Origin of the sequence: Nocardia sp. NBC_01009 (assembly GCF_045208035.1) — a bacterium.
GTDB lineage: Bacteria > Actinomycetota > Actinomycetes > Mycobacteriales > Mycobacteriaceae > Nocardia.
Genome location: NZ_CP108695.1, coordinates 7429157 through 7443044, shown reverse-complemented (window position 1 = coordinate 7443044; position 13888 = coordinate 7429157). Strand labels below are relative to the sequence as shown.

The 13888-nt window shown below is 65.2% G+C and carries 12 protein-coding genes; 4 read left to right on the top strand and 8 right to left on the bottom strand.

What is annotated here, in order from left to right; all coding sequences use genetic code 11:
- Positions 1–19 precede the first annotated feature (19 nt).
- The 4 genes from OHA42_RS33555 to OHA42_RS33540 form a co-directional block, all read right to left on the bottom strand.
- Positions 20–910, bottom strand: coding sequence for an ABC transporter permease (locus OHA42_RS33555; protein WP_406231903.1), 891 nt, complete (start codon positions 908–910; stop codon positions 20–22).
- The gene (locus OHA42_RS33550; RefSeq protein WP_406231901.1) at positions 903–1730 is read right to left on the bottom strand and encodes an ABC transporter ATP-binding protein; all 828 of its coding nucleotides are present in this window, start codon (positions 1728–1730) and stop codon (positions 903–905) included. The genes OHA42_RS33555 and OHA42_RS33550 overlap by 8 nt, the downstream gene beginning before the upstream one ends.
- Entirely contained in the window at positions 1727–2809 is a 1083-nt protein-coding gene (locus OHA42_RS33545) for an ABC transporter substrate-binding protein (RefSeq protein WP_406231899.1), read from the bottom strand. The genes OHA42_RS33550 and OHA42_RS33545 overlap by 4 nt, the downstream gene beginning before the upstream one ends.
- A 392-nt stretch (positions 2810–3201) precedes the next feature.
- Complete coding sequence (locus OHA42_RS33540) at positions 3202–3924, bottom strand: IclR family transcriptional regulator (RefSeq protein WP_406231898.1); 723 nt, start codon at positions 3922–3924, stop codon at positions 3202–3204.
- Positions 3925–4323: 399 nt separating this feature from the next.
- Between OHA42_RS33540 and mgtE the strand changes: the two genes are divergently transcribed.
- Together mgtE and OHA42_RS33530 are read left to right on the top strand one after the other, a co-directional pair.
- Positions 4324–5718, top strand: a complete 1395-nt coding sequence (mgtE, locus tag OHA42_RS33535) for a magnesium transporter (protein ID WP_406231897.1) — start codon at positions 4324–4326, stop codon at positions 5716–5718.
- Between the two features lie 240 nt (positions 5719–5958).
- Entirely contained in the window at positions 5959–6546 is a 588-nt protein-coding gene (locus OHA42_RS33530; RefSeq protein WP_406231896.1) for a hypothetical protein, read from the top strand.
- 61 nt (positions 6547–6607) lie between these two features.
- Here OHA42_RS33530 and nrdF read toward each other — a convergent pair whose 3' ends face one another.
- Positions 6608–7570, bottom strand: coding sequence for a class 1b ribonucleoside-diphosphate reductase subunit beta (gene nrdF / locus OHA42_RS33525; RefSeq protein WP_328404477.1), 963 nt, complete (start codon positions 7568–7570; stop codon positions 6608–6610).
- Positions 7571–7983: 413 nt separating this feature from the next.
- Here nrdF and OHA42_RS33520 point away from each other — a divergent pair, with 413 nt between their 5' ends.
- Together OHA42_RS33520 and OHA42_RS33515 are read left to right on the top strand one after the other, a co-directional pair.
- Positions 7984–10119, top strand: coding sequence for an MMPL family transporter (locus OHA42_RS33520; RefSeq protein WP_406231895.1), 2136 nt, complete (start codon positions 7984–7986; stop codon positions 10117–10119).
- A gap of 117 nt (positions 10120–10236) precedes the next feature.
- Positions 10237–10635 (top strand): hypothetical protein, encoded by a 399-nt coding sequence (locus tag OHA42_RS33515; RefSeq protein ID WP_406231894.1) that lies wholly within the window; start codon positions 10237–10239, stop codon positions 10633–10635.
- A gap of 75 nt (positions 10636–10710) precedes the next feature.
- Here OHA42_RS33515 and OHA42_RS33510 read toward each other — a convergent pair whose 3' ends face one another.
- The 3 genes from OHA42_RS33510 to OHA42_RS33500 all read right to left on the bottom strand — a co-directional run bounded on the left by OHA42_RS33510 (position 10711) and on the right by OHA42_RS33500 (position 13749).
- Positions 10711–11652 carry a dioxygenase gene (locus tag OHA42_RS33510; protein WP_406231892.1) on the bottom strand — a complete coding sequence of 314 codons (942 nt, stop codon included), beginning with the start codon at positions 11650–11652 and terminating at the stop codon, positions 10711–10713.
- Positions 11653–11749: 97 nt separating this feature from the next.
- Positions 11750–12832: an ABC transporter substrate-binding protein gene (locus OHA42_RS33505; RefSeq protein WP_406231891.1), complete on the bottom strand. Its 1083-nt coding sequence runs from the start codon at positions 12830–12832 to the stop codon at positions 11750–11752.
- A 110-nt stretch (positions 12833–12942) separates the two neighbouring features.
- A complete protein-coding gene (locus tag OHA42_RS33500; protein ID WP_406231889.1) occupies positions 12943–13749 on the bottom strand; it encodes a VOC family protein in 807 nt (268 codons plus the stop codon).
- Positions 13750–13888: the final 139 nt, after the last annotated feature.

The window sequence follows — 13888 nt, the reverse complement described above, 5'->3', positions numbered from 1 at the left end:
ACGGGTTCGGATGGCTGGGTCAGGCGTTCGATTCGATACGCCAGCGCGAGAAATGGCGTTCGAGGGCGACAAGGACACCGTTGAAGACGAGGCCTAGCAAGGAAATGGCGAGGATTCCCGCGTACATGTCGGGGATCTGGAAGTTCTGCTGCGCCGCGGTAATCAGATAGCCGAGTCCGGCTCGGGCGCCGACCATTTCGGCGGCGAGCAGCACGAGAATCGAGCCTGCCGCGGCCATGCGCAGGCCGGTGAAGATGGAGGGAAGCGCGGCGGGCAGGATCACCTTCTGGAACAGCCGCAGCGGCGACAGCCCCAGCGATACTGCGGATTTGATGAGCAGCGGGTCCACGGTGCGCACACCGGTGATGGTGTTGAGCAGGATCGGGAAGGAGCTCGCATAGACGACGAGCGCTACCTTCGAGGTTTCTCCGATACCGAGGATCAGCACGAACACCGGAAGCAACGCCAGCGCAGCGGTGTTGCGGAACAGCTCCAGTATCGGGTTCAGGAAGTCGGAAACCGGCTTGTACCAGGCGATCGCGACCCCGAGCGGCACCGCGAAGGTCAGCGCGATCGAGTAGCCCGTCAGCGAGCGACCGAGGCTGGTCGACACGTGCGTCCACATCTCGCCGCTCTGCACCAGGTCGATGAATGCCTGCGCGACCGTGGTGAACGGTGGCAGGAATATTTCGTCTACCAGCCCCCAAGCCGGTGCGAACTGCCATATCAGCAGCAATGCGGCAAACGCGGTGGTCGGCTTCAGCACGCGCCAGCCGAGCTTGCCCGTTGCGGCGAGCGCCCGCCAGCCGATCGAGGGCCCGGCCCCGGCCGCGTGGGCCGGGGCGAGCTGGGGTGGCACGGCCACCTGGAGCCGAGCCGGGGGAGCGATGAGTTCCACTGCGCTAGACATGGGCCAGCCTCTCGGTGTCGGATACGACGGGGGTGTGCTCGGGCGCGATCTCGCTCTGTAGCAGCGACCAGATCTGGTGCCGATACCCGCGGAAGAGCTCGGTCGACCGGATGTCTGCGGCGGCGTTCCTGTCGATGTCGACATCGAGCACCGCTTTGATGCGACCCGGTCGCGCGGTCAGCACCGCGACCCGCTGGCCGAGGTACACCGCCTCATCGATGCCGTGGGTGATGAACAGGATGGTCTTGCCGGTTGCTTGCCAGATACGTAAAAGCTCGTCCTGCAACGACTCCCGGGTCTGCGCGTCGAGCGCGGCAAATGGCTCGTCCATCAGCAGTACCTCCGGATCGAAGGCAAGGCTGCGGGCGATGGCGACGCGTTGCTTCATGCCACCGGACAGTTCGTGTGGGAAGCGATCACCGAACCCGCCGAGTCCGACCAAATCCAGATACTCCTCGGCGCGTTCGCGCCGGGCTCTACGCCGTAAACCCTTTGCCTCGAGGCCGAATTCGATATTCGCCCGCGCCGTGCGCCAGGGAAACAGTGCGTATTGCTGGAATACGATGCCCCGGTCGAGTCCTGGGCCGTCGATCGGTCTGCCGTCCAACAGGATTTCACCGGACGTGGGCTTGCTCAATCCACCGAGCAGATCCAGCAGCGTCGATTTGCCGGAGCCGCTCGGCCCGACCAGGACGAGGAACTCGCCCTCGCGCAGGTCCAGCGAGATGTCCTCGATGGCGGTGAATTTCTCGTGTGAACCACGGATCGGAAATTGCTTGTTGACGTGAGTGAGCGAGAGTTTCGCAGTGGCTGTCGTCATTTCGCTGCCACCGCTTCACCGGTCGGTCCGCTCTCCGCCGGGAAGGCGCCATTGGAGTACGGGTTGTACTTATTGGTGAACAGATCGGTGACCTTCAGCTGTCCTTCTTTGAGCTCGCCATTGCGCACCAGCCAGTCGATCCAGATCTGCAGTTCCTTTTCGGCGATCACGCCACCGGGAACGGGAATTCCCGAGCTCTTCCAGTACTTCAGCAGGTCGGTGTTCTCATTGCGGCCGCGCTTCTCGATGATCGTCCTGAATCGCGCGACCACCTCGTCGCGCGGAGTGACCTGCAGCCAGCGGGTTGCCCGCGCGGTCCCCTGGACGAAGTCCGCTACCGCCTCGGTGTTTTTGGCGATGTAGTCGTTTCGGAAAATGTAGGTGCCGTAGTCGAACTGTCCGAAAAGCGCTTTGTCGGTGTAGAGCGGGTGGATGCCGCCGCGTTCGACGGCGGTTTCCCGGAAAACGCCACCCAGGGTGCCGACCTCTACCTGGCCCTTGCGCAGTGCGTCCTCGGTGTTGGCGGGCGGCAGCACAACCAGTTGGACCTGCTTGATCTCGCTGTCGGTGAGGCCCTGCTGATGCAGCCACTCCCGCGTGATGAACTCGTGGTGCGCGCCGAGAGTATTGACGCCGACCTTCTTGCCGATGAGATCGCGTGCCGATGTGATACCGGAATCGTCGCGGACGAAATATCCACTGAACGACTTCTCGTCCGCGCCATAGGAACTGAGCACCGAGGTGACCTTGGCGCCACCCGAGATCAGCTTCACGACGGCGCCGTTGAACGCGCTGCCCACCTCGACCTGGTTGGTCGCCGTCGCCTGAATATTGGCGGGCCCGCTGGTGGTGTCGCCCTCCCAGTGCAGTGCGATCTTGCTGAAGTAGCCGAGGTCCTCCGCCAGCTCGTACGCGGTGACCTGACCGGTGGTGCCCTGATAGCGGATGACGGCCTTGCCGTCGGCAGTTGTGCCCGGTTCGGACTTGCTGCACCCAGTGAGAACGGAAATACCGGTGAGCAGGGTGAGGGCAGCGGCGAACGCTCGGGTTCGGCGGCGCGGGGGTGCGGAGGACGGCATGGTGTTTCCTTCGATGAAAATGCGCTGCGCGGAATGAAATAGGCATGCGGCAGCGACAGTGGAGTCGCTGATATCGCGACTCGAGGATGTGTCGGAATCTCTGAAAGCGCGAGCCGGACCGGTGCGGAACATGTTCCGCCGGGCTCGTCGCTGCGTCAGGGGCGACAGATCCCGTGCGGAACCCGCATGAGGTCGATCGCGCGGCGGCGGATCAGCGCTGTGGGTATCAACACGTCGAGACTTTCTCGAATTCTGGTGTGGGTCGGGCGGTGGCTGTGACTTTCAATGGTGTTGCCCTGCGGACGGGGAAACAACGGCCATTCCACATTGTGAAAATCGGCGTGAGTTTATCTCCGGCACAGTGGTATTCCCGCTGCTCGGGTTTTCGGTGCTCAGCTCGTCGAGCCGGCGCCGTTCTGCACGACCCCGCCGATGCGCACGGCGATCTGACGCATGGCGGGCAGGATTTCGCGGACCAGTTCGTCATTGAGTCGCGCCGAGCGCGCCTGCACGCTCAGCGCGCCCCAGACCTGCTTGTCGGCCCCGAACACCGGCACCGCGATCGAGCGCACCGGATCATCGCTCTCGAGCTCCTCGAGCGCGAAACCCTTGCGCCGCACCAGATCCAAGTCCTCGGCGAGACGTCGGTCCGCAGACGTGTAGGCGAGCAAGGCGCGCCCGGCCGCGCTGGATCGCAGCGGCTGCCGCAGGCGCGGCAGCTGATGGGAACAGAAGAGTACCGGCGGACGCGCGTGGAAGACGGTGACGGCGTCGCTCGAATCGGCGACGCTGAGACTCGCGGTGATCTTGATCCCGGCGGCGAGGGCGTACATATGTGGTGCGGCCGAATCGATGCCGAGCCGAGTCAGCGCCGGCCGCGCCAGCGTGGCAAGGCCCTGCCCGACCCGGTAGCGGTCGTTGGCCGGGTCCTGCTCCAGCAGCCTGCCGCGCACCAGAGCCTGGGCGAGGCGGTGCGCGGTGCTGACCGGAACACCGGCCAGATGCGCCAATTCGCTGATCGAGAGCTCGGGATCGTCACCTTCGAAGCAGTTCAGCAGATGGATGGCCCGCTCGACGGCCTGAGACCCCGAACGCGGCTGATCGGTGGTGCCCATGGTGATTCCTCGCGGTCTGGATGCCGGTCCGGCGGCGGGTGCGGACCTGGCACACACTGTCCTCGGCCGGCTGTGGTCGAGCAATAGTTCGGCGCCGGGTGCGTCTAATGGCGGCTGCGGTGGCGGCGATCACTCGTGGTGAGTTGTTCCACCCCGGCATGTATTCTGCACAAGGACGTAATCGTGTCCTTTCGGTGTTTTCGGTAGATGGCGTGGACGCAGAGATCCGCGGCAACGACTAGAAGGAGGTGGGGTTGCCATGCGCAGCGAACCTCCGAGTCGAAGGCCGCGCGGCGCCGCCCTCTCGCACTCATAGCTCGTACGCGACAGCAGGGACCGGCGCCCGCGGTGTGAATCACACGCGTCTCATTCACCTCCCGCTCTGCTGAGGACTTCCCCATGTCGCAGACCGAACTCATCGATGCACGCTCGACGCTGTCCGAATCGCTGCCCGACGTCGCGTTGCCCGACGTTTCGTTGCAGGATGCCGTCGCCACCCACCGCGTCGACGCCGCGCTCGAATGGCTCGACAACCACCCACCGCACGTCATCGCCGACCAGCTCGCCCGCATGGACGCCGTCCAGGCGGGCATGGCGTTCCGGCTGCTGGACAAGGATCTGGCGCTCGCGGTGTTCGAGGAACTCGAACCGGTGGACCAGCAGCAGATCCTGCAGGGCCTGCGCGACCAGACCTTCCGCGAGCTCGTCGAGGGCATGGACCCCGACGACCGGGCCAGGATGTTGCGTGAGGCGCCGGCCAAGGTCGCCAAGAAGGTGCTCGCGGGGCTGAGCCAGCGCGAGCGCCGGATGACCGCCGCGCTGCTGGGCTACCCCGAGGGCTCGGTCGGGCTGTACATGACGCCGGAAGTTGTTGCGCTGCCGCGCAATCTGAGCGTCGCCGATGCGTTGCAGACGGTGCGGATCAAGGGCATCAACGCCGAGACGGTGTACACGCTGCCGGTGGTGGACTCCGGCCGCCGCCTCACCGGCATCGTGGAGCTGCGTGAGCTCGTGCTGAGCCGGCCGGACACGATGGTCTCCGAACTCGTCGTCACCGAGCCCGCCTTCGTGCGTGCCACCGACTCCGCCGAGAAGGCGGCGCGGCTGATGCGCGAGACCAACGACATCAACTTGCCGGTCGTCGACAGCGAGGACCGGCTCGTCGGTCTGCTCACCATCGACGACGCGGTCGAGGTCATCGAGGCGGCCGACAGCGAGGACGTGGCCAAGCAGGCCGGATCCGCGCCGTGGGAAGGCCACTACATGGCGGCGGGGGTGTTCCAGCTCGCGCGCTATCGCGCGCTATGGCTGCTGCTGTTGCTGCTCGCGGCGACGTTGACCGTGAGCGTCACCGACTTCTTCTCCGGAACTCTGGAGCAGGCCGCGCACCTGGCGCTGTTCATTCCGCTGCTCATCGGTGCGGGCGGGAATGCCGGCGCGCAAGCGGCCACCTCATGCGTGCGCGCGCTCGCCGTCGGTGAGGTACGCGGTTCGGACTTGCTCGAGGTGATCTGGCGGGAATGCCGGGTCGGCCTGGTGCTCGGCGGCATGCTCGCCGGCGCCGGCGTGATCATCGGGGCATTGTTCGTCGGCGCGAAGGTCGCGCTCGTCGTGGGCATCACCCTGATCCTGATCTGCGGCTGGGCCGCCACCATCGGCGGCACTATGCCGCTGCTGGCCAAGCGCCTGCGCATCGACCCGGCCGTGGTCTCCGCCCCCATGGTGACCACTTTGGTCGATGCCACCGGTCTGATCATCTACTTCACGACGGCCAAAATCGTTCTGGGCATCTGACCGAATTGTGAAGGGGCTCTGGGGGTCTCGTCATGGTGCACCCGGCGGCAGCTGTTTTGGTTCGCATCGGCAAAACACTGGCATATGCCAGTGTTGTCGACTAGTGTCGAACACGTTTTCGATGCCGTAGCGAAGAAGGGGAGGGCTCGACCCATGAGTAGCAGCGGGAAACCACTTGAACAGCGTGTGTACGAACTAGAACTATGGCGTGATCACCAGATCACCCGGGATACTGTGACGGTGACGCAAATTCACGAGCAGCTAGCCGCGATCCACACCGGCATCGCCGACATCCACACCGATATCGGTGATCTGGATGGACGCTCGGTCGCCTCGCGGCTTATTTCGATGGGCGTCGACATCGGCAGTATCGCATCTCGTCAGGATGAGATGGCGTCGCGTCAGGATGAGATGGCTTCCGGTTTGGAAGTGATGGCGTCACGTCAGGATGTGATGGCGTCGGGCTTGGAAGTGATGGCGTCGCGTCAGGATGAGATGGCTTCCGGTTTGGAAGTGATGGCGTTGCGTCAGGATGTGATGGCTTCCGGTTTGGAGGCGATGGCGTCGCGTCAGGATGAGATGGCTTCCGGTTTGGAAGTGATGGCGTCACGTCAGGATGAGATGGCTTCCGGTTTGGAGGCGATGGCGTTGCGTCAGGATGTGATGGCTTCCGGTTTGGAAGTGATGGCGTTGCGTCAAGACGCGATGGATCGCAGGCTGATATCGGTAGAGGCAGATGTCAGCATTATCAAGGTTGATGTCGGTGGGTTGAAGACCGACGTTGCTCAAATTCTGCGAATTCTGCAGAAACCCAACGGCGACACGTAATTCAGGGATCGAGAGTGCCGGTACCCTGCCGCTGCTGGAATCGCAGCGGCAGGGTGCGCGGTCAGAACTCCCAGTCGGCGTCTTCGGTGTTGACCGCCTTGCCGATGACGTAGCTGGAACCGGAGCCGGAGAAGAAGTCGTGGTTCTCGTCGGCATTGGGCGAAAGTGCCGACAGGATAGCGGGATTCACGTCCGTCTCGTCCTTGGGGAACAGACCTTCGTAGCCCAGGTTCATCAGGGCCTTGTTGGCGTTGTAGCGCAGGAACTTCTTGACGTCCTCGGTGAGCCCCACCTCGTCGTAGAGGTCCTGGGTGTACTCGACCTCGTTGTCGTACAGCTCGAAGAGCAGCTCGAAGGTGTAATTCTTCAGCTCGTCGCGCTCGGCCTGCCCGACGAGCTCGAGGCCCTTCTGGTACTTGTAGCCGATGTAGTAGCCGTGCACGGCCTCATCGCGGATGATGAGCCGGATCAGGTCGGCGGTGTTGGTGAGCTTGGCCCGCGAGGACCAGTACATCGGCAGGTAGAAGCCGGAGTAGAACAGGAAGCTCTCCAGCAGAGTGGAGGCCACCTTGCGCTTGAGCGGATCGTCGCCGTTGTAGTACTCCAGCACGATCTCGGCCTTGCGCTGCAGGTTTCGGTTCTCCTCCGACCAGCGGAACGCGTCGTCGATCTCACGCGTGGAGCACAGCGTGGAGAAGATGGAGCTGTAGCTCTTGGCGTGCACCGACTCCATGAACGCGATATTTGTGTACACCGCCTCCTCGTGCGGGGTCAGTGCGTCCGGAATCAGGCTCACCGCGCCGACGGTGCCCTGAATGGTGTCCAGCAGCGTGAGACCGGTGAATACGCGCATGGTCAATTGCTTCTCATCGGCGGTGAGGGTGTTCCACGACGGAATGTCGTTGGACACCGGCACCTTTTCGGGCAGCCAGAAGTTGCCGGTCAGTCGATCCCAGACCTCGGCATCCTTCTCGTCGGGCACCCGATTCCAGTTGATCGCCGACACCCGATCGATCAGTTTCATCCTGCCTCCACACCCTTCCCGAGCACGCTGCCGTCACAGAATTGCTACCCACTGAACACTACTCCTAGTGGGTGACAAGTCCATACAGCACAACACCTTGTGTCGCAGCGGTGCATGTCACTGTGGCGCAGATACGCCCATGACCACCGCATGCGCGACCCATTCTCCGTCATGACTCGTGATTCGAGCGCATCGGACCCGGCGCGTTCCGATCGATCGCCGGTGGTTTGCCTACCGCAGTGTTCCGGTGCCGAGTCGTGACGGATCGCATGGTCTGCGCCCCGGTCGTGCCGTTAGCTGTCCTTCGATCGGCGAACGCCGGTGCCGCATTCGCCGATCACGCCCGGCGCCATGGACTCCGGAATACCCCGGCAGTAGCATCGGTGCCAATGTGTGGTGACCGAGGGGGCCCGATGTCCGCACCGACAATGTCTGCACCGACCGATCCCGATATGACCGACCTGGTCGGGAAGCTTGCGCGAATACCGAGCGGTCGCCGCAGCAAGTGGGTGGTCCTCGGGGTCTGGATCATCGCACTGATCGCGCTGGGCTCCTTCGCGGGAAAGCTCACCGGCGCGCAGAAGAACGACAGCGTCGCCTGGCTGCCCGACAGCGCCGAATCGACACAGGCATTCAAGCTGGCCGAGAAATTCGGCAACAGCGAGCATGTTCCAGTCGTGCTGGTCTATGAACGGACCAGCGGTATCACCGATGCGGACCGGGTCGCGGTCGGCGCAGACGCGGCACGATTCAAGCAACTCGAGCACGTCGTCGTCGATAATGTGCTCGGCCCGATCCCCTCCGGAGACGGCCAGGCCGTGGAGATCCTGCTGCCGATCGACATGGGCACCGAAGGCTGGCCCCGGCTGGCCGACGTGGTCACCGAGATCAAGGATGGCGCGGGTGATCGGCCGGAGGGATTGTCCTTCTACGTCACCGGGCCCGCCGGATACGCGGCGGAATTCGGTGCGGTGTTCAAGGGCATCGACGGCCTGCTGCTGTACTCTGCCGCAGCGGTCGTCATCGTCATTCTGCTGCTGACCTACGGGCCGATGCTGTGGGCGCTGCCGCTGATCGCCGCGGGGTTCGCGCTGACGATCGCGCAGAGCGCCGTGTACGGCGCGACCCAACTCGGCCTGACCGTCAATGCGCAGAGCCAGGGCATCCTCACCGTCCTGGTATTCGGCGCGGGCACCGACTACGCCCTATTACTGGTCGCGCGCTATCGCGAGGAACTGCGCAGGCACGCGGACAAACACGCGGCGATGGCCGTCGCGCTGCATCGGGCCGGGCCCGCCGTGCTCGCCAGCGGTTCCACCGTGATCATCGCGATGCTGGCGCTGCTGGTCGCGGAAATGAACTCCACCAAGGGCATCGGTCCGGTCTGCGCGATCGGCGTCGCGGTCGCGCTCGCGGCGATGCTGACGCTGTTGCCCGCACTGCTGGTCATCGCGGGCCGGTGGATCTTCTGGCCGCGCCACCCCGATTTCGGCACCGCCGACCACACCGAATCCGGTCTCTGGGCGCGCATCGGGCTGTTCATCGCGGATCGACCGCGTCCGGTCTGGATTGTCACCGCGCTGGCGCTCGTCGGGCTCGCATTCGGTGTCGTAGGACTGCAGTCCAACGGCATCACGAACAAGGATTCGTTCGTCGGCTCGTCCAACGCGGTCACCGGAACCGCTGTCTTGGAACGCCATTTCGACGCGGGCACCGGTCAGCCGGTCATTGTCATCGCGCAATCCGCACGGGCCGACGCCGTCGCCGCCGCTGTGCGCGCTACACCGGGCATCGCCGCGCCGACGCCGCCGATGATCAAGGACGATCTGGTCTATCTGGAAGGCACGCTGTCCGACCCGCCGGACAGCAAGGCCGCCGACGCGACGGTCGACCGCGTGCGCGCCGCCGTGCACGCGGCGGACGACCAAGCCAAGATCGGCGGTGGCACCGCAGTGGTGCTGGACATCAAACGTGCAGTGGCCCATGATAATCGGGTCATCGTGCCGGTGGTGCTCGCCATCGTGATGGTGATCTTGATGGTGCTGCTGCGCGCGGTCCTGGCACCGATCGTGCTGACCGCGACCGTGGTGCTGTCGTACTTCGCGGCACTCGGGTTGAGCCGCTGGATCTTCGACCTGGTCGGGTTCGTGGGCACCGATGCCGCGCTGCCATTGCTCGCTTTCGTGTTCCTGGTGGCACTCGGCATCGACTACAACATATTTCTGATGTCGCGGGTCCACGAAGAGGCGAAGAAGCACGGCACGCGCCACGGTGCGCTGATCGGTTTGTCGGCGACCGGCGGGGTGATCACCTCGGCCGGGCTCGTGCTGGCCGGCACGTTCGCGGTCTTCGCGACCATGCCGGTGGTGACGTTCGCCGAGATGGGCATCGTCATCGCCGTCGGTGTTCTGCTCGACACGGTGATCGTCCGCTCGATCCTGGTGACCGCGCTGGCCCTGGATATCGGCGACCGCATCTGGTGGCCGAGCGCCCTGGCACGTCCGCGAACAGAAGCAGTGGCCGAATCGGTGGTCAGCGTCGGCAAGTAGCCGCACCGCTGGTGGCTCGCACCGAACTCGCCTCATGGCCTGCGCCGATTTCGGCCGCGCACCGGATACGTTGTGGCGGATAGGCGATTGCCACGCGTTTCGGAAGGAGTGTGTGTTATGACCAGTCCCGCCTCGACCCCGATACGTCCGGTGCTCAATGACATGACGATTTTCGCTGGCACCCTGATCCTGATCACCGGCTTGCTGCACCTGCTGACAGCGATCGCTGCCATCGCCGGGCGCGGCATCTTCGTGGTGACCGAAGACCAAGTGTTCCTGGTCGACGTCTCCACATGGGGATGGGTCCACCTGGTGATCGCGGCGCTGATCATCGTCGCGGGCGTCGGCGTGGTCACCGGTAAGACCTGGGGTTACCTCGCAGGCATCGGGATGGCGTCGGTCAGCATTCTGGACAACTTCCTGTTCGCCCCTATCTACCCGTTCTGGGCATTGGTGATCATCGCCATCGACATCCTGGTGATCTGGGCGCTGGCCCGCCAGCTCGGCGCCGACTAGCGCAGACGCCATCGAATTTCGCGCCTCGGCCCCTGGATGCCGTCGAGTACGGGACCCAGGGGCCGAGTCGTCTGCTCACCTACCTTGTGGCGGTGGGCCACCGGGTCCGCCGGGTGGCCTACCGGGGCCGCCATCGGACCGAGTGTTCGCCGATTTCTCGGCGACACCGACGGTGAGCGCGACCGACATCCCCGACGCGGGCGCGCCTGACACACTGGCAAGTTCGGCATCCCAGCCGTCACCGAAGACGTTATCCGAGGCCAGTGAGGTGGTGGCAAGGTTGGGAATGCTCTTCGCGTAGCCGGAGTCGTAGGCGTACACCGCAGCGCAGGCGTCCTGGGGGAGGGCGATCTGCGAGGTGAGGCGGGCGTTATCACCCGCGACGGCCACCGCGAGCGAGTCGTAGACCTCGAAATGAATATGGGTCCACCGGCCGGAATAGCAACCGGGGAAGACGGATTCGAAGGTGACCTTGCCGGTAGCGTCCGCCACCTGGACACCGCGCAGATAGTTCTGCGTGGTGACTCCGTCGCTGTACAACGAGTACTTGCCGTCCCGGTCGCAGTGCCACAGATACACGGCCATGCCGGAGCCTGCCGCGCCGCTCTTGGCCAGATCTTGCAGCATCAACTCGATCTTCATCGGAACACCATGGGCGACACCGGAATACGACCCGAAACTGCCGGTGATGTCGCGGCGCACAACGCCGGACTCGATGAGCACATTGGGCCCGTTGGATCCGTCGCCCGGATACGGGCCGGCAGTCTCCTGCGCAATCGCGGCGGCTGTCGCGGCCGCCGCGGTGGTGGTGGACGCACCGCTTGTCGCTGTTGTCCCGTTGGTTGCCGCCGCACAGCCCGCCGCGACCGTCGCCGCTCCCGCGACACCGAGGAAGGTCAGTGCTCTGCGCCGCGACAGCATCACCGTCATGTCGTGCGCGAGCCCGAGATCGTGTTCGTGCACTTCGCCGCCGCCGCCGCGGCGCGCGTGGTGTGCGCTCACTGCGTATCCTTCCATCGTCGCAAACTGTTGTCTTGTGCGACGTTATGGCGGAGGGCTCGGTGGTGTCTGGGTTCCCGCTGGGAGACCCCTGTGAGTGCGAGACGAGCCGGGGTCAGTCGGTGACGAATCCGTTGAGCGTGCCGCGGATGTCGGTAAGCAGCGCGCGGGCGGCGCTCAGGCCCCTGCCGTACCAGACGGAGTCCTCGACAGCGAAGACACGGTGGTCGGTGGCGGCGCCGAGTTCTTTCCACGCGTCGCTGCGCAACACGGTTTCCCCGTGCTTCTTGCCTGCTTCACCCGCGAAGATCACGTAGATGAGATCGCCTTCGACCTTGTCGAGATCGGCGGCGCCGATGTCGAAGGAGGGGCCGTGCTGCACGGTCGGGCGCTGCACACCCGCGTCGGCGAGGACTCCGCCCGCGAAGCTGTTGGCGCCCTGGACCTGGTCCGGGTCGGCGGTGAACCGGACGACCGAGGCCTGAGTCTGGTTGGCGATGACCGCTTTACCGGTGTCGACGGCCTCGGTGCGGTAGTTCTCCAACGCAATGTTCGCGGCGTTACTACGGCCGAGACCCGCTGCGAGCCCGGTGAATTCGGCCTGCCAGCCGCTGGTGGTGCCGGCCAGGACGGTGGGTGCGATGGCCTGCAATGCCTCGAAACCGGCTGTGCCCGAAGGCAGGTCGCCGATGATCACGTCGGGGCGCAGCTCGGCGACCTTGGCGAGATCTGGCTGCGCGGCGGTGCCGACGCTGGGAATCTTGTTGACGCCGTAGCCGAGATAGGCCGGGTGCGGGGTCGGTCCGTCATCCGTGGTCGCACCGACGACGCGCTCCCACAGACCGAGCGCGCAGGTCGCGTCCAGGGCCGAGGTGGTGAGCACCACGATGCGTTGCGGGTCCGCGGGCACCTCGGAGATGCCCGCGGCATGGGTGACGGTGCGGGTACCGCTCGCCGCATCCGGCGCGCTCGGCAGGGGGCAGGCCGTGGTGGTGTCGCGCTCCAGCCCCACCACACCCGCGCCTGCAATGTTCGTCGTGGTGCGCACGATCGAGGCGGCATCGTCGGTTTGGCTGCTACAACCTGCCACGAGGACGGCCGTGCACAGCGCGGCGACGGCCGCACTTCGGCGACCGAGCGTGCCGTATCGGGTCGAGTCCATGTGGTTTCGGGTGCGAACAAGGGCGCTCACCGGCATGCGGGTGAGGGTACATGCGTCGGCGTCGGCGCGGTGCGAGGCCACCACGCGACGTGGCCGCAGGACACCGCGGCACGGATTCCTACGGCCGGCGGCCGAGTGTCTCGCGCTCAGGCCGTTTCGCCGCCGATGCTGAATCGAGCGCCGGTCGGATCGGCGACCCCGACCATGCGTCCATAGGGCGAGTCCATGGCCGGGACCAGCACCGCGCCACCCAGTTCGACCACCCTCGCGGCGGCCGCGTCGACGTCATCGGCGCCGAAATACACCTTCCAGCCTGCGGGTGCGCCCTCGGGCAGGAACGCCGACGCGTCCATCACACCGCCGAGCATCGGGCTGGTCGAATGGATGGTGGTGTAGCGGAACTCCGGTGTGTCGGCGATGGTGAACGGGTCCTGCCAGCCGAACACGTCGCGGTAGAAGGCCAGCGAGGTGTCGTAGTCGCGGGTATGCAGCTCGAACCAGGACGGGACGCCCGCATGGTCGCTCCATTTACCGCCGGTGACGAGGCCGAGTGTCTCGAAGCCGCCGAAGGTGCCGGTCTGCCAGATGCCGACGCCTGCGCCGCCGACATCGCCGAGCACCGCCATCACGCCCAAATCGCCCACATCCATGGGCGGTACGACAACGGTGCCGCCATGGGCCACCGCCGCGTCGGCTGTCGCCTTGGCATCCGCGGCGGCGAGGTAGACCGTCCACTGGTCGGGGCCCTCGACGCCGCCCGCCATCTTGCCCATCGCGCCCGCGACAGCCTGGCCGTCTTTGCGGAAAGTGATGTAGCCACCGAATTCTTCGCCTGCCCGCTCGGCGCTCCAACCGAACAGCTCGCCGTAGAAGGCGATCGCGCGGTCGGGATCGGCGGTGTAGAGGTCGACCCAGGTCGGGTCGCCGGGCTTGGTGGTCGCGTTGTCTGTCACGAGTGATCTCCTGGCCAGCGGGTAGGAACACCTGTCACTGATGCAGACGTGTGCCGCATCCGGAATTCATCGGTGCGGCAGTGCGGGTAGAGCGAGATTCCGGCGCAGGGCAGCGGGTGGGCGGATCAACGAAATACGA